This window comes from Pantoea coffeiphila (assembly GCF_016909495.1).
Lineage (GTDB): Bacteria > Pseudomonadota > Gammaproteobacteria > Enterobacterales > Enterobacteriaceae > Erwinia > Erwinia coffeiphila.
Genome location: NZ_JAFBFW010000005.1, coordinates 276,401 through 292,409, shown reverse-complemented (window position 1 = coordinate 292,409; position 16,009 = coordinate 276,401). Strand labels below are relative to the sequence as shown.

Below are 16,009 nucleotides of genomic sequence, written 5' to 3'. Positions count from 1 at the left end.
CAGCGGGAAATTACTCTTTATCGCCCAGCAGAACCGACTCCAGCGCGATCACAACCATATCGCTGAAGGTTGTCTGGCGCTCGGCAGCAGTAGTCTGCTCGTGAGTGCGGATATGATCGGACACGGTACAAATCGCCAGCGCTTTTGCGCCGAACTCGGCGGCAACGCCGTAGATACCGGCCGCTTCCATTTCCACGCCCAGGATGCCGTATTTCTCCATTACGTCGAACATCTGTGGGTCCGGGGTATAGAACAGGTCGGCGGAGAAGATGTTACCGACGCGAGCATCCACACCCAGCGCCTTCGCTGCATCAACCGCGTTGCGCACCATATCGAAGTCAGCAATGGCTGAAAAATCATGGTCTTTGAAGCGCATACGGTTCACTTTGGAATCGGTGGAAGCGCCCATACCAATCACCACATCGCGCAGTTTAACGTCGGCGCGTACCGCACCGCATGAACCTACGCGAATGATTTTCTTCACGCCGAATTCCGTGATCAGCTCTTTCGCATAGATTGAGCAGGACGGGATACCCATGCCGTGGCCCATTACAGAGATTTTGCGGCCCTTATAGGTGCCGGTATAGCCCAGCATGCCGCGCACGTTGTTCACTTCTACCGCGTCCTGCAGGAAGGTTTCCGCGATATGCTTCGCGCGAAGCGGGTCGCCCGGCATCAGAACCACGTCAGCGAAATCACCCATCTCAGCGTTAATATGAGGCGTAGCCATGTTTTAATCCTTATTTATCAGGCCAGGCTGATGCCTGGCCGGTTATGAGTAGTATTACGTGTTGCCGCCCGTTGGAGCGACAGCATTACTTCAACAGGTTTTTGCCGTAGTCCATCGGCGACAGGCCAAAATAGCTGGCAACCGTCTGACCAATGTCGGCAAAAGTATCGCTATAGCCCAGATAGCCTGGCTTCACGCCAGGACCATAGATCAGCACCGGAATATGTTCGCGGGTGTGTTCGGTACCGGCCCAGGTCGGGTCGCAGCCGTGGTCGGCGGTGAGGATCAGAATATCGCCCTCTTTCACCAGCGCCATCAGCTCCGGCAGACGGCGGTCAAACAGCTCCAGCCCGCCCGCATAGCCCGGAACGTCGCGACGGTGGCCCCAGGTAGAGTCAAAGTCAACGAAGTTGGTGAACACGATGCTGTTATCCGGCGCAGTGGTCATTTCCGTCACGGTGGCGTCAAACAGCGCGTCCAGGCCGGTGGCTTTCACTTTTTTAGTGATACCAACGTGAGCATAGATATCGGCAATTTTACCCACCGAGATCACCTCACCGCCCTGCTCATCCACCAGTTTTTTCAGGATGGTTGGTGCCGGTGGCTCTACCGCCAGATCGTGACGGTTGCCGGTACGCTCAAAGTGCCCGGCCTTATCGCCTACAAACGGACGCGCGATCACGCGGCCAATGTTGTAGCCGCCTTCGGTCAGCACTTCGCGGGCGATTTCACACAGCTCGTAAAGACGATCGAGGCCAAATGTCTCTTCGTGGCAGGCAATCTGGAACACCGAGTCGGCAGAGGTGTAGAAAATCGGCTTACCGGTTTTCATATGCTCTTCGCCCAGCTTGTCGAGGATCACCGTACCGGACGAGTGGCAGTTACCGAGATAGCCCGGCAGGTTGGCTTTTTCCACCAGCAGATCCAGCAGATCCTGCGGGAAGCTGTTTTCCAGATCGCTGAAGTAGCCCCAGTCAAACAGCACCGGCACGCCGGCGATTTCCCAGTGGCCGGACGGCGTATCTTTCCCGGAGGAAAGTTCGCTGGCATAGCCGTAAGCGCCGATGATTTCCGCGTCTTTATCCAATCCCAGCGGGAATTTACCCGTGGAGGCCTCTGCGGCTTTGCCCAGACCCAGTTTGGTCAGATTAGGCAGGTTGAGCGGGCCTTTACGCCCTTTATCTGCTTCACCCTTGAAGCACGCCTCGGCAATGTGTCCGAGGGTATCCGAGCCTTTATCACCGAATTTATCGGCGTCTTTACTGGAGCCAATTCCAAAGGAATCAAGCACCATAATAAATGCACGTTTCATCCTGATCTCCTGCGCGATTGTCGCGATGAGCGTTAAAAAAATGCGATCAGAACAGAATACCGCTTATTGCGAGATTCTGCGATAGATAACCGGTGTTTTCTCGGGCTGCGTCTCAGACAGCGTGACCGCCACTTTGACGGCGGCAGCGGCTTCCTGCCAGCTCTCTTCGCTGGAGGCATGGATCACCGCCAGCGGCTGCTGGCCGTCCACCACCGTGCCAAGGGCCGCGACGTCACTCAGCCCAACGCTGTAGTCAATACTGTCGCTGGCACGGCGGCGACCACCGCCCATCGATACGACCGCCATGCCCAGCGCACGGGTATCCATGGCGCTGACGATACCGGTTCGATCGGCGTAAACCGCTTTGCTCAGCATCGGCGCAGGCAAATAGCTGTCCATACGCTCGATAAAATCGGTCGGGCCTTTCTGTGCGGCAACCATACGGGCAAAGATTTCTGCGGCGCGGCCGTTATCCAGTACGGTCTGCAGTTTGGTTTGTGCCTCTTCATCCGAGCCCGCCAGGCCACCGGAAATCAGCATCTCGGCGCACAGCGCCATGGTGACTTCCAGCAGGCGTGGGTTGCGGTATTCTCCGGTGAGGAACTGCACCGCTTCACGGACTTCCAGCGCGTTACCGGCGGTAGACGCCAGTACCTGATTCATATCGGTCAGCAGCGCGGTGGTTTTACAGCCCGCGCCGTTTGCCACGCCGACGATCGACTGCGCCAGCAGTTCGGACTGTTCGAAGGTTGGCATAAACGCCCCCGATCCCACTTTCACATCCATCACCAGTGCATCCAGCCCTTCGGCCAGTTTTTTCGCCAGGATCGAAGCGGTGATCAGCGGGATCGAATCCACCGTCGCGGTGATATCACGGGTAGCGTAGAAGCGCTTATCCGCCGGAGCCAGCGAGTTGGTCTGACCGATGATCGCCACGCCAACCTCTTTAATGATCTGCCGGAAACGATCGTCCTGCGGGAAGATATCAAATCCGGGGATCGCTTCCAGCTTGTCCAGCGTGCCGCCGGTGTGGCCGAGGCCGCGACCGGAGATCATCGGCACATAGCCGCCGCACGCGGCGACCATCGGTCCGAGCATCAGTGAGGTCACGTCGCCGACGCCGCCGGTGGAGTGTTTGTCGACGATCGGGCCGTTGAGGTTCAGCGACTGCCAGTTCAGTACCGATCCGGAGTCGCGCATGGCCATGGTCAGCGCCACGCGTTCCGGCAGCGACATGTCGTGGAAATAGATGGTCATTGCCAGCGCGGCAATTTGTCCTTCAGAGACCGTATTGTCGCGCACGCCGTTGATGAAGAAGCGGATTTCTTCTTCGCTCAGCGCCTGTCCGTCACGTTTTTTTCGAATAATTTCCTGTGGCAGAAACACGGTAACCCCCAATAAGTTTAGTGTGGCCGCCGGGCGGCTCGGTGCTTGTTATTTACATGACATTGCGTCGCCTGCCGGAATAGCGATCTACGCTGGCTGGCGGTGTCTGTGTCCAGGGCGGGTCCTCGCCACAGACACCGCCAGCCCGCTTGGTTTCGTTAGTGTCGTCTTTGTGAAACACCAGACCTGCTGCTTGTTTGAATACTATGTCTGCTGCATCCGGCATCTGTTGCGTTCAATTGCTATGCACATCGGATTAACTCGACCACTGACACCGCCAGTCCGCTTTGTGCCGCGGGTTTAGCCGTTGAAAAACAGCAATTGGAATGCCTGAGAGTAAAGGGCCTCTGCGGTGGCTTGATGGCAATCCGCAGCGCTGAGGCGAAGGCAACTGGCCCGGAGACGGCAGCAGGGACGCTGACGTCAGGCAATGCGCGGGCAGGACGCCCGCTCATTGCCGATCCGTAAGGCCGGATGCCGGAGCCGAAGGCACCGCGCAAAGCGCGGCGCGAGGACTGCCATCAAGCCACCGCAGAGACCCGAAACACCCACGACAACCAAAGCGACTAAACCGACTAAACCGACTAAACCGACTAAACCGACTAAAGCGACCTTTCGACCCAAAAGCCTTAACGCTCCAGCCACGACCAGCCGTATCCGCTACGCCAGCAAAACCCGCACCATCAAAGCGAATACACTATTAATATTTGCTATCGCTGCTCACCCCGGCAAAACCCGCCGCATTCAGCAGGCTGGCCAGCAGGCTCGATGCACCAAAGCGGAAATGACGCGCGTCGGCCCAGCCGCTGCCCAGAATGTCATCGGCCAGCTTCAGATACAGCGCCGCGTCATCGGCAGTGCGCACGCCGCCCGCTGGCTTAAAGCCAACCTGCTGCTGCACGCCCTTCTCGGCAATCACCCGCATCATAATTTCCGCCACTTCCGGCGTGGCGTTCACCGGCACTTTACCGGTTGAAGTTTTAATAAAATCAGCACCGGCATCGATCGCAATAGACGATGCCTTGCGGATCAGCGCCGGGTCTTTCAGTTCTCCGGTTTCGATAATCACTTTCAACAGCACGCCAGCCGCCGCACAGGCCTCTTTACAGGCTTTGACCAGCTCAAAACCGACCGTTTCGTTACCGGCAATCAGCGCGCGATACGGGAAAACCACGTCGACTTCATCTGCACCGTAGGCAATCGCAGCGCGGGTCTCCGCCAGGGCAATCTCAATATCATCATTGCCGTGCGGGAAGTTGGTCACCGTCGCGATACGGATCTCAGGGGTGCCCTGCTCACGCAGCGCCTTACGGGCGACAGGAATAAAACGTGGGTAAATGCAGATTGCCGCCGTGTTACCCGCCGGGGATTTCGCCTGATGGCAAAGGGCAATGACCTTCGCATCGGTGTCGTCATCATTCAGCGTGGTTAAATCCATCAGTTTCAGCGCGCGCAGCGCCTGGGTTTTCACATCGGACATGGTTCTCTCCAGAAAAGGGAATTAAGGGTCAGGCCTGACGCGGCAGCCACCCTGCAATGTTAGAATAGTAACACTACGATAGAGTAATTTTTGCAGCACAGGTCACAATAAGGCGCTTTATCTTTCAGGATTATTGCATTTAATGTTAGATAAATCACACATTATCCGTGTGCGATCCTTGTCATCGGTCTGTTACAGGCAGCATATCACTGCAATGTTACAATAATAACATTTGGTGTGACGAGGGAAGTGAATTGCGCTGCGCCTGCTTTCAGGATAGTCCGTTTACAGGGCAAACAGCGCGCGGGTCGTTTCTCTGATGGTTTCAGCGATCAGTTCGGGGGGTTCAGAACGCAGTTCGCACAGGCTCTGCCAGACGTTTTTCACACGTTCAGGCCGGTTAGGCTGTCCCTGAAAGCCCTGCAGCGGCATATCGGGCGAATCCGTTTCCAGCAGCAGCGAACTCAGCGGCAGGCGAGCGATAGCATTGCGCGTTTTACTGGCGCGGGGATAGGTGATGGTGCCGCCCACGCCGATGGCGTAGCCCGCACGGATAAACGCCAGCGCCTGCTGCTCGCTACCGGCAAAACCATGAACCACGCCACGGCGCGGCACTTCAATGCGGCGCAGATGCTGCGCCAGCCGGTCGTGCGTTCGGCGTGAATGCAGGATCACCGGCAGATCGTAATCACGCGCCAGACGAAGCTGAGCATCCAGCACCGCCTGCTGGCGTTCGAACTGCGGATTCTCAATATACAGATCCAGCCCCATTTCACCCATCGCGACCAGCTTGCCAGACCGCTGGCGCAGGATCGCCTCCAGCGCGGCCAGAGCACTATCGTCGTGCTCGTCAATCGCCATCGGGTGCAGCCCGAGCGCGGCATAAACGGAGTGATGCTCAGCGGCCAGCGCCATAACGCGATCGAAGCGCTCGGCCGACACGCTGACGGCGATAATTTTCTCTACGCCCGCCTCCGCCGCCAGCCGCAGACTTTCCTGCTCATTTCCAACAAACGGAGGAAAGTCAAAATGGCAGTGGGTATCAACAAATTGCAGACTCATGCCAGAGATCCTTTATCCAGTTCACTGTCAAAGCCCGCCGCCGGATCGACAACGATCCCCTGGCGATCGGGTTCGTTTGCCACCGGGGCAGGCGGCACCACGGCTTTCGGATGCAGCTGACTGCCGCCCAGCCACTGGCCGAGCGTGGCGAGGAAATAACGCCCACAGCGGCGGCCCAGATGATAATCCTGATTCAGTGAAACCACCCGGCTGCCCAGCGCGTTACTGGCCAGCGCACGCGGCGGATAGATTTCAATAACGCGCAGCCCGCCGGGTGGGGAATCAATAAAGCTCTGGATCTGATGATAGCTATCCTCGTGCAGCTGCAGGATGTTCACCAGCGGCTGGAGCGCACTGTCGCTCAGCCAGCGCTCAATGCGCTTCACCCACTGCGGCGTATAGGTCATCTGCGACGGCACGGTACGGATCACCACAATGGTGTCCGCCCCCAGGCGCGCAGCTTCGCGCACTGGGATTGCATCAGTGATGCCACCGTCCAGGTAGCTTACGCCGGACAGGTCCACCCCATTGCGATACAGGCCCGGGATCGCACTTGACGCCTTAATAATGTCATGCCAGCTGTCGGCATCGGGCGAGAAGTAGTTCGCCGCGTAGTCGTCGCTGCGACAGGCACACATATAAAACTCACGGCCGGAACGGAACAGTTTTTCTCCGGCATCCAGCGCCAGTGGGAACTCCTTGCGGGTGATATCCACCAGCCAGTCGAGATCGATCAGATTGCCGCCGCGCACAAAGCGCAGTGGATTAAAGAACTGGCTGCTGGTGGTGTAACGGGTGATCACCCGTCGGGCATAGCCGGGCTGACCGCAAACGTAGGCAGAAAGATTCTGCGCACCGGCGGAGGTGCCTAGCAGGAGGTCGAAAGGATTGAAGTGAGCACGCTGGAATTCATCCAGTACGCCAGCGGTGAAGATACCGCGCTGCCCACCGCCTTCACACACCAGGGCCATCGTGCCCGGTCGGAAAGGTTTGAGACCCAGCGGCGCGATATTGCCGAGGGTTATCGGGATGCGTTTGCCCAAGTCAGGTATCCTCTTAACACAAGAACCTCAGAGGATACCTGGTCTCAGTCACGCCCGTAAGGCGCTTTTTGCTTTTTGTTGCAATTCGATTTAATTGTTTCGGCTGCTAGAGCTTCTTACGTCCGGTAAACAGACTTACCAGGAAGATAATAATACCCACGACGAAGACGAGTTTTGCCGCCCACGCCGCAGTACCAGCCAGACCACCAAAACCTAACGCGGCTGCAATCAGCGCGATAACCAGAAAGATAATGCCCCAACGAAACATAAGCTTCTCCTTACCACCAAAGTTGAAATCGAACGGCTTGCATCTCTTCATAATCCGGCATTGGTTAACCTCCGCCGGAATCAGTCCGGGATGTTTTTCAGCTCAGCAACAGCAGGCTGACTGAATGTCCTCTTTGCTATTTAACGCTCAGATCGTTCTTCACACTTTTTACGCCATCAATGGCTTTGGCAATTCCTTCAGCGCGCTCAGACTGCGCCTGTGTTTTCACCGTACCGGAAAGCTGGACCACGCCGTTGGTGGTTTCAACCTTCACGTTGCGTGACGGCACGATGTCATCAGCTAAAAGTTTAGCTTTAATTTCGCTGGTCGTTGCCGCATCACCGGCATAACCGCTCACGCTCTGTTTGGTGCTGTCTTTTACGTGCAGTTTATCGCTGACGGATTTGACGCCCTCAATTCCCTTAGCCAACGCGACAGCCTTTTCGGCCTGATCCTGAGAGGATACAAAGCCGCTTAGCGTCACCACGCCTTCATGGGTTTTAACGGAGATATCCGTACTTTTAATCGCTTCGTCATCTACCAGCGCCGCTTTAACTTTCGCCGTCACGCCACTGTCATCCATGTAGTTACCGACTTTTTTCATAGAGCTATCGATTTTTGAACCCGCACTGTCGGCTGAGCTTTGCGCTTTATTCATCATGGACTCTTCCGCCATTGCAGAACCGCCCACCAGCGCAGAACCTACCAGTACAGTCATCAGAGTTTTAGCAATCTTAGTCTTCATCATCGATTCGTTCCTTTTCGTCTTCATCACTCACAACGGTGAGCTTTTCAGCTACAAACGGCGTAGCTACAGTTCTCAGTTTCGGTTGTCCATCACCGTTAATATCGCAGCAGTCGCTGCCGTCCTTTTTGCGTCCTGTAGAAATGAATATAGTCAGGAATCAGGATTTCACCGGATAAGACGGAGGAATTGATGGCTAAAGCAGCAAAATAAAGGGGTTTTAGGAGTAGTCTGTAACGAAAAAGGGGGGCGACCTGCTGTGCAGATCGCCCCCCATTATGATGGTTTCCTGCTAACGAGCAGGTGCGCAAATCCCGGGATTAGTGCTCGCGGGTTTTACGGAATACCACGTCAGGATAGCGCTCCTGGGTGATATTCAGGTTGACCATCGTCGGCGCGATATAAGTCAGATTATCACCGCCGTCGAGCGCGAGGTTAACCTCGTTCTTACGCTGGAACTCATCGAATTTCTTCACGTCACTGCACTCTACCCAGCGGGCGGTAGAGACGTTCACCGATTCGTAAATCGCCTCGACGTTGTATTCGCTTTTCAGGCGCGCAACCACCACGTCAAACTGCAGCACACCCACCGCACCCACGATCAGGTCGTTGTTGTGTACCGGGCGGAAGACCTGCACGGCACCCTCTTCCGACAGCTGAACCAGCCCTTTCAGCAGCTGTTTCTGCTTCAGCGGATCGCGCAGGCGAATGCGGCGGAACAGTTCAGGCGCGAAGTTCGGAATACCGGTGAACTTCATGTTCTCACCCTGGGTAAAGGTGTCACCAATCTGAATGGTGCCGTGGTTGTGCAGGCCGATAATATCGCCCGGATAGGCTTCTTCCACGTGAGAGCGGTCACCGGCCATAAAGGTCAGCGCGTCGGCAATCACCACATCTTTACCAATGCGAACCTGGCGCAGCTTCATGCCTTTTTCATACTTGCCGGACACTACACGCATAAACGCCACGCGGTCACGGTGTTTCGGGTCCATGTTGGCCTGAATCTTAAACACGAAACCGCTGAATTTCTCATCGGCGGCGGTGACGGTGCGCTGATCGGTTTCACGCGGCATCGGTGATGGCGCCCACTCAACCAGACCGTCCAGCATATGGTCAACGCCGAAGTTGCCTAACGCGGTACCGAAGAACACCGGCGTCAGCTGCCCTTCAAGGAAGGCCTCACGATCGAACTCGTGGGATGCGCCCTGCACCAGCTCCAGCTCATCGCGCAGCTGCGCGGCCAGGTCTTCACCGATGGCCGCATCCAGATCCGGGTTGTCCAAACCTTTGACGATGCGAACTTCCTGAATAGTATGGCCTTTACCGGTCTGATACAGATAGGTTTCATCTTTATACAGGTGGTAAACGCCCTTAAACAGCTTGCCGCAGCCAATAGGCCAGGTGATAGGCGCGCAGGCGATTTTCAGCTCGTTTTCCACCTCGTCCATGACTTCCATCGGGTCGCGGATATCACGGTCCAGCTTGTTCATAAAGGTCAGGATCGGCGTATCGCGCAGACGGGTGACTTCCATCAGCTTGCGGGTACGATCCTCAACGCCTTTCGCGGCGTCGATAACCATCAGACAGCAGTCCACCGCCGTCAGGGTACGATAAGTATCTTCCGAGAAGTCTTCATGCCCCGGGGTGTCCAGCAGGTTAACCAGGCATTCGCGATACGGGAACTGCATCACGGAGGTGGTGATCGAAATACCACGCTGTTTTTCCATCTCCATCCAGTCCGATTTCGCGTGCTGGTTGGAACCGCGGCCTTTTACCGTACCGGCAGTCTGGATCGCCTGTCCGAACAGCAACACTTTTTCAGTGATGGTGGTTTTACCGGCATCCGGGTGGGAAATGATGGCAAAAGTGCGGCGACGGGCCACCTCTTGCATAAAGGGTGCATTAGACATGAAGTTCTTCTGAGCCAATTAATCGTTAATGGCCGGCATTTTCGCCGATTCTGCCGTCAGAAACAATGCAGAACGCCGCTTAATCGCCCGAAAGACTCGCCGCTGCTCAACCAGGTCGTTTCAGCCGCCCTCTTTCCGCTTCGCAGATATCGCGCACGCAGCAGCCCTGAAGGTGGTCATTCACCAGCCCCAGCGCCTGCATCAGCGCGTAAGTGGTTACCGGTCCAACCCAGCGCCAGCCGCGTTTTTTTAACGCTTTCGACATCGCTTCTGCTTCCGGCGAGGTGTTATTGCCCTGCCAGTAGTGAATATCGACCGTCTGCGGGCGAGCTTCCGGCTTTGGTTCAAACTGCCAGAACCAGGCGGCCAGCGAACCCGCTTCCGCCACCATTTCAATCGCGCGCTGCGCATTATTAATGGTCGCAAGGATCTTCGCCCGGTTGCGAACAATACTTTTATCCGCCATCAGCCTGGCGATATCGCCCTCGTTAAAGCCCGCCACGATTTCGAAATCAAACCCGGCAAAGGCCTGGCGGAAATTTTCACGCTTGTTGTAGATCATCTGCCACGACATGCCGGAATGAAAGCCTTCCAGGCAGACCTTTTCAAAAATCAGCCGATCGTCAGTGACCGGCCTGCCCCATTCGCCGTCGTGGTAATCGGGCATCTGCGGCTGCCAGTAGCAGCAGGTACGGCCTTCTGCATCAACGATCAATCCCGTCTCATGTTGCGCATCGTTCTTCTCGTGTTTCATCTTCACCTCAATCCATTACGGTGCTCGTTGCGGATAAACGCAGTTCGGTTAGCAATGCTATATCTAAGCAGAGAAAAATGCGGCATTTGGCTTTTAGCGTGGCCGTCCGCTATTTTTACTTCACCTGCGGCATCAGAGCCGACTCACTTCTTAACAAGGGTATCGCGTTATGAGCACCAACGATTATCAGCCAGCAAAAGTCTGGAGCGAAAATAAGGCGCTGGGCGGCACATGGGGCAGCATCAACCGCCCGACGGCGGGTGCACGCCACGAGGCCACTCTGCCCGTCGGTAAACATCCTCTGCAATTGTACTCGCTGGGCACGCCTAACGGCCAGAAAGTCACGATTCTGCTGGAGGAACTGCTGGCACTGAATGAGCACGGTGCTGAGTATGACGCGCACCTGATCCGCATCGGTGAGGGCGATCAGTTCTCATCCGGTTTTGTTGCGGTAAATCCAAATTCCAAGATCCCGGCACTGCTGGACACGACCACCACGCCGGCAACCCGAGTGTTCGAGTCCGGTGCCATTCTGGTTTATCTGGCGGAAAAGTTTGGCCACTTCCTGCCAAAAGATCCTGCCGGACGCACCGAAACGCTGAACTGGCTGTTCTGGCTGCAGGGCGCCGCGCCTTACGTCGGCGGCGGTTTCGGCCACTTTTATCATTATGCTCCGGTGAAGATCGAATACGCCATCGATCGCTTTACGATGGAAGCCAAGCGCCAGCTTGATCTGCTGGATAAGCAGTTGGGTGAGCATCGTTACATCGCGGGTAATGAGTACAGCATTGCTGATATCGCGATCTGGCCGTGGTACGGCACGCTGGTGCAGGGTCTGATGTATGAGGCGGCGGAGTTCCTGGATGCGGCGTCGTACAAGAACGTGGTGCGCTGGGCGGATGAGATTGCGCAGCGTCCGGCGGTGAAGCGCGGCCGGATCGTGAACCGTACCTGGGGTCCGGAGGATCAGCAGCTGGCCGAGCGCCACGACGCGTCGGATTTTGCGAAATTGGGGCTGTAAGGTTCGGGCGATCGTTGTTCGCAGATCGCGGTGAGTTCAGTGAATGGGGCGACCGTTACGGGCAGATCGCCGGGTCGCCGTAAACCCGCTCCCTGGGGGCTTGGCTGCCGCATCCCTGCGGCAGACACCCGGCTAACCTGTTCCGTAACGATTCCCCTTTCAAATCATTGCGTTGCTGCCAGATGCAATCAGTTCTTCAGGCAGCAACACTGAAGCACTCAGGCAATCGGGGCTGGACGGATAAGCGGACCGTCCGAGCACATGGATGTGCGAGGCCGAGCGAACAGGGATGTGACAGCGGGTCTGCGTTCCGGCCAGCCCCGATACGCCAGACGCAGAATCTGAAGCAACTCCCCAAGCACTGGAACGTAACAGCGGGTCCGCGTTCCGGCCAGCCCCGATAAGCCAGGCACAGAACATACAGCGCGTTAATCTACCCGCGATTCGCCAGGCGGTGAAATTGAAGCGCCTTAATCCAACCTTAACTCAATAACTTATCCTGCAACTCACCCAGCGACGCCACCTGCCACATCGGATTGATCCCCTCCGGCTGAGCGCGCCCGTCTGCATTCAGCCAGCAGGTCGCCATCCCGGCATTGATCCCGCCGAGAATATCCGAATCCGGATTATCCCCCACCATCATCACCCGATCGCGCGGCGGATTGCCCATCTGCGACAGCGCATAATCAAAAATCGCCGGGTGCGGCTTAGCGTGGCCCACCTGCTCGGAAATCACCAGCAGATCGAAATAGCCGAGGAAGCCGGTGCGCTCCAGCCGCGCCTGCTGAAGCGCGGTAAAACCGTTGGTGATAATGCCCATTTTCACCCGGCCCTTCAGCGCATTAAGCAGATCCGTTGCCCCCTCCAGCGGCAGGCAAATCTCAGCCATGGCGGTCAGAAAACCGCTATTCAGATCGTGCGGCGTCACCTGCAAACGATCCGCCCAGCCCTGGAAACGCTGATGCTGCAACTGCAGGGCGCTGATTGCGCCATTCTGATAGTCCACCCACAGCGGCTTGTTAATCGCCTGATAATCATCGAAATCAGCATGGCTGAACTGCACGTCGTATCGCTCAAAAAGCCGCTGTAATCCGGCAAAAGCATCGAAGTGAAACAGCGTGTCGTCAGCGTCAAATAAAATCCAGTCCCATTGGGTAAGCATCGGTCATTCCCGGTTAAATCGTTAAGGCCATAATCACGGCGTCTTCTTTGCCGTCTGCGGTCGGGTAGTAGTTGCGGCGGATCGACACCTCATTGAAATCCAGCTGCTCGTATAGCGCGATAGCCGGCCGGTTAGAGGCGCGAACCTCCAGCCAGAGGGTCAGAACCCCGCGCTGCTCCAGCTCGGCGATCAGGTGCTGCAACAGCTCACGGCCCAGGCCACGGCGCTGGAATGCAGGATCGACGGCCAGGTTAAACAGCGTGGCTTCGTCCAGCACCACCTGCGTGATAGCGAACGCGGCCAGCACGCCATCCACTTCCAGACGGAAGTTCAGATAGCGTTCGCCCTGATTGCTGGCAAAGGTTTTTTCCGACCAGGGGAAAGCGTGACTGCGCTGCTCAATAGCAAACGCGACATCAAGATCGTGCGTGGTGAGTAAAGAAATCTGATTCATGTTGGCAAATCTGCTGCCATAGCGCCCGTTTGGCACCGGCATTGTGATAAAGCTCCGCCAGCACCGGCGAAACAAGGTGGGTTCCGGCAAGCGTGCCCGGAGCATCTAATCCTAAGCACCAGCTGTGACAGCGGGTGTCATCCGGCAGCATCGCCAGTTGTTCAGGCGTAAGCATCTGCACCTGCGGTTCGCGCAGTTCCAGCGCACGCAGCACATCCGCGACCAGCGGGTCCTGCATAGCGGGTAGCACCTCGGCAATAATCACCAGCCGGGTTTCTGCGGGTAAGGTCACCGCGATCTCTCCCTGCAGGGCGCGCGGACGCCGCAGCGTATACTGCGTAATACCCATTTGCTGTAATAACCAGTCGCGTCTGGAAGACATCATTTTTCCTGTCTGGCTGCCCGTGTAACCGGCATAGGGTAACAAAGCCTTCGAAACTGCGCCAACAAACAACTATAATCGCCGCTCTGATTTTTAAGGAGTGACCGATGTCCGCATTTACCCCGGCCAGTGAAGTGATACTGCGCCACAGTGATGAATTTTCCCAACGCCGCGTGCTGTTTGCTGGCGATCTGCAGGATGACCTGCCCGCACAGCTGGAAACCGCACAGAGCCGGGCGCATACCCAGCAATATCATCACTGGCAGATCCTGAACCGTGCGATGGGTGAAAACGTTCTTTTCGGTCTGGTGGCTACGGCAGAGATCGCCGAGGGCTGCGACACCCTGGTGTACTACTGGCCGAAAAACAAGCCGGAAGCCCAGTTCCAGCTGCAAAACCTGCTGGCCCTGCTGCCGGTTGGCACCGACATCTTTGTGATTGGTGAAAACCGCAGCGGCGTGCGCAGCGCGGAACAGATGCTGGAAAACTGGACCAAACTGGAAAAAATCGACAGCGCTCGCCGCTGTGGTTTATACCACGGCCGTCTGGAGCAGCAGCCAACGTTTGATGCCGACGGCTACTGGGAAGATTACGCACTGGGCGATCTGACCATCAAAACCCTGCCGGGCGTATTCAGCCGCGATGGACTGGATGTCGGCAGCCAGCTGCTACTCTCCACGCTGACGCCACACACCAAAGGCAAAGTGCTGGACGTAGGCTGCGGCGCAGGCGTGCTGTCCGCCATGCTGGCCAGCCACTCTCCTAAAGTGCGACTGACGCTGACCGATGCCAGCGCCAGCGCCGTCGCCGCCAGTGAAGCCACGCTGGCCGCCAACGGCCTGGAAGGTACCGTGGTCGCCGGTAACGTTTATTCCGGCATTAGCGGGCGCTTCGATCTGATTATTTCCAATCCACCGTTCCACGATGGTATGCAGACCAGCCTGGATGCGGCACAGACGTTGATCCGCGGTGCGGTCACCCATCTGAACACCGGCGGCGAGCTGCGCATTGTGGCTAACGCCTTCCTGCCGTATCCGCAGGTGCTGGATGAAACCTTCGGCAGCCATGAAGTGCTGTTGCAGAACGGCCGCTTCAAGGTGTATCGCGCCGTTAAAGGCCGCACGCCGAAAGCATCACGTTAATAGTCACCAGGGGGCCGCAGGGTCCCCTGAAAGCACCTTAAAACCGCCAAAAACCTCTCATTCGCTGTTTTTTCATGCGATTGATCCAGCAATAAAAAATAACTGTTGACGTACCTGGTAAAATCTCTAGAATGCGCCTCCGTGGTTGCGATACAACGTTGTTGTGTTGCGGGTATGCGAAGGTGGCGGAATTGGTAGACGCGCTAGCTTCAGGTGTTAGTGTCTTAACGGACGTGAGGGTTCAAGTCCCTCTCTTCGCACCAAAAACCATGTTATTCATATTACGCAGCATCTGCGCGAAGGTGGCGGAATTGGTAGACGCGCTAGCTTCAGGTGTTAGTGTTCTTACGGACGTGAGGGTTCAAGTCCCTCTCTTCGCACCAAATGCGGTGATGTGAATAAGAAAAATCAACAGGACGCGAAGGTGGCGGAATTGGTAGACGCGCTAGCTTCAGGTGTTAGTGTTCTTACGGACGTGAGGGTTCAAGTCCCTCTCTTCGCACCATGTTGATGACTTCCTTCTGAAAGACACCCAGCACTTTTCCCCAGCAGTATGTCATTCACTCCCGGTATTATTCGTTTTATTCTCACTCGTCCTGAACGTCTGTATTGATATATCCATCATCCCTGATGGTGCTTATTATCGGCTTATTGCGTACTGAAGTTAACGGTAATCGCGGCCAGCCCGCCCACCAGCGCAATACACGACGGCAACAGCATATAGTGACGCAAACGCTTGTGAAACAGCATCACCACGGTTGCCAGAAACGCGACCACCATCAGCATCCGCCATTCGGTAAATGACAGTTCCATCATCGCCATCAGTGGCATAACCGTGCAGGGCAGCAGCACGCCCCAGCCGCTATCAAGTCTTTTACCCATCATCCAGCTTATCCCCCATAGTCCACACGCAGTGATCATTGCGGCTACCATAGCTGTGTCCACACAATTTTAAATGATAATGATTACCAATATCATATGATATTTTTTATCACTTTGCAGCAACATTGTTGAAACTTTATTCCGGCGGATGACAGCCTGGTCGATAAATGTTAGATTGACTCCGATCACAATTCAGAAAAATCAAATAATAACAGCTCTAAACTATTCCAGTTGATAAGCATCTGCCACCTGCAGCAAGCCATGCTTTGATATTCC

16 protein-coding genes and 3 tRNA genes are annotated in these 16,009 nt (G+C 56.1%); 5 read left to right on the top strand and 14 right to left on the bottom strand.

Going from position 1 to position 16,009, the window contains the following annotated elements; all coding sequences use genetic code 11:
* Positions 1–10 precede the first annotated feature (10 nt).
* The 10 genes from deoD to JOE09_RS17600 all read right to left on the bottom strand — a co-directional run bounded on the left by deoD (position 11) and on the right by JOE09_RS17600 (position 10,690).
* Positions 11–730, bottom strand: a complete 720-nt coding sequence (deoD, locus tag JOE09_RS17645) for a purine-nucleoside phosphorylase (protein ID WP_105594813.1) — start codon at positions 728–730, stop codon at positions 11–13.
* 85 nt (positions 731–815) lie between these two features.
* The gene (gene deoB / locus JOE09_RS17640) at positions 816–2,042 is read right to left on the bottom strand and encodes a phosphopentomutase (protein WP_205066662.1); all 1,227 of its coding nucleotides are present in this window, start codon (positions 2,040–2,042) and stop codon (positions 816–818) included.
* 63 nt (positions 2,043–2,105) lie between these two features.
* Positions 2,106–3,428 carry a thymidine phosphorylase gene (deoA, locus tag JOE09_RS17635; protein WP_205066661.1) on the bottom strand — a complete coding sequence of 441 codons (1,323 nt, stop codon included), beginning with the start codon at positions 3,426–3,428 and terminating at the stop codon, positions 2,106–2,108.
* A gap of 700 nt (positions 3,429–4,128) precedes the next feature.
* Entirely contained in the window at positions 4,129–4,908 is a 780-nt protein-coding gene (gene deoC / locus JOE09_RS17630; RefSeq protein WP_205066660.1) for a deoxyribose-phosphate aldolase, read from the bottom strand.
* A 285-nt stretch (positions 4,909–5,193) separates the two neighbouring features.
* Positions 5,194–5,970 carry a TatD family hydrolase gene (locus tag JOE09_RS17625; RefSeq protein ID WP_205066659.1) on the bottom strand — a complete coding sequence of 259 codons (777 nt, stop codon included), beginning with the start codon at positions 5,968–5,970 and terminating at the stop codon, positions 5,194–5,196.
* Positions 5,967–7,013: a patatin-like phospholipase family protein gene (locus JOE09_RS17620; RefSeq protein ID WP_205066658.1), complete on the bottom strand. Its 1,047-nt coding sequence runs from the start codon at positions 7,011–7,013 to the stop codon at positions 5,967–5,969. Before JOE09_RS17620 ends, JOE09_RS17625 begins: the two co-directional genes overlap by 4 nt.
* A 106-nt stretch (positions 7,014–7,119) precedes the next feature.
* Positions 7,120–7,281: a DUF1328 domain-containing protein gene (locus JOE09_RS17615; RefSeq protein ID WP_105594818.1), complete on the bottom strand. Its 162-nt coding sequence runs from the start codon at positions 7,279–7,281 to the stop codon at positions 7,120–7,122.
* A gap of 136 nt (positions 7,282–7,417) precedes the next feature.
* Entirely contained in the window at positions 7,418–8,029 is a 612-nt protein-coding gene (gene osmY, locus JOE09_RS17610; RefSeq protein ID WP_205066657.1) for a molecular chaperone OsmY, read from the bottom strand.
* A gap of 317 nt (positions 8,030–8,346) precedes the next feature.
* Positions 8,347–9,936 carry a peptide chain release factor 3 gene (gene prfC, locus JOE09_RS17605; RefSeq protein WP_205066656.1) on the bottom strand — a complete coding sequence of 530 codons (1,590 nt, stop codon included), beginning with the start codon at positions 9,934–9,936 and terminating at the stop codon, positions 8,347–8,349.
* Positions 9,937–10,042: 106 nt separating this feature from the next.
* Entirely contained in the window at positions 10,043–10,690 is a 648-nt protein-coding gene (locus JOE09_RS17600) for a DNA-3-methyladenine glycosylase I (protein ID WP_205066655.1), read from the bottom strand.
* Positions 10,691–10,859: 169 nt separating this feature from the next.
* Between JOE09_RS17600 and yghU the strand changes: the two genes are divergently transcribed.
* Positions 10,860–11,711 (top strand): glutathione-dependent disulfide-bond oxidoreductase, encoded by an 852-nt coding sequence (gene yghU / locus JOE09_RS17595; RefSeq protein WP_205066654.1) that lies wholly within the window; start codon positions 10,860–10,862, stop codon positions 11,709–11,711.
* 481 nt (positions 11,712–12,192) lie between these two features.
* On the opposite strand, the gene yjjG is transcribed toward yghU, so the two are convergent.
* The 3 genes from yjjG to JOE09_RS17580 are packed head-to-tail and all read right to left on the bottom strand — an operon-like array spanning position 12,193 to position 13,712.
* Positions 12,193–12,873: a pyrimidine 5'-nucleotidase gene (gene yjjG, locus JOE09_RS17590; protein ID WP_205066653.1), complete on the bottom strand. Its 681-nt coding sequence runs from the start codon at positions 12,871–12,873 to the stop codon at positions 12,193–12,195.
* Positions 12,874–12,886: 13 nt separating this feature from the next.
* Positions 12,887–13,327 carry a ribosomal protein S18-alanine N-acetyltransferase gene (gene rimI, locus JOE09_RS17585; protein ID WP_205066652.1) on the bottom strand — a complete coding sequence of 147 codons (441 nt, stop codon included), beginning with the start codon at positions 13,325–13,327 and terminating at the stop codon, positions 12,887–12,889.
* Positions 13,290–13,712 carry a DNA polymerase III subunit psi gene (locus JOE09_RS17580; RefSeq protein WP_105595805.1) on the bottom strand — a complete coding sequence of 141 codons (423 nt, stop codon included), beginning with the start codon at positions 13,710–13,712 and terminating at the stop codon, positions 13,290–13,292. Before JOE09_RS17580 ends, rimI begins: the two co-directional genes overlap by 38 nt.
* Before the next feature lie 104 nt (positions 13,713–13,816).
* Between JOE09_RS17580 and rsmC the strand changes: the two genes are divergently transcribed.
* The 4 genes from rsmC (at position 13,817) to JOE09_RS17560 (ending at position 15,356) form a co-directional block, all read left to right on the top strand.
* Positions 13,817–14,851: a 16S rRNA (guanine(1207)-N(2))-methyltransferase RsmC gene (gene rsmC / locus JOE09_RS17575; RefSeq protein WP_205066651.1), complete on the top strand. Its 1,035-nt coding sequence runs from the start codon at positions 13,817–13,819 to the stop codon at positions 14,849–14,851.
* A 176-nt stretch (positions 14,852–15,027) separates the two neighbouring features.
* A tRNA-Leu gene (locus tag JOE09_RS17570) sits at positions 15,028–15,114 on the top strand.
* A 33-nt stretch (positions 15,115–15,147) separates the two neighbouring features.
* Positions 15,148–15,234: transfer RNA gene (locus JOE09_RS17565), tRNA-Leu, on the top strand.
* A 35-nt stretch (positions 15,235–15,269) separates the two neighbouring features.
* Positions 15,270–15,356, top strand: a tRNA-Leu gene (locus tag JOE09_RS17560).
* 143 nt (positions 15,357–15,499) lie between these two features.
* Here the strand turns inward: JOE09_RS17560 and JOE09_RS17555 are convergent.
* Positions 15,500–15,784, bottom strand: coding sequence for a DUF1435 domain-containing protein (locus JOE09_RS17555; protein WP_205066650.1), 285 nt, complete (start codon positions 15,782–15,784; stop codon positions 15,500–15,502).
* Positions 15,785–16,009: the final 225 nt, after the last annotated feature.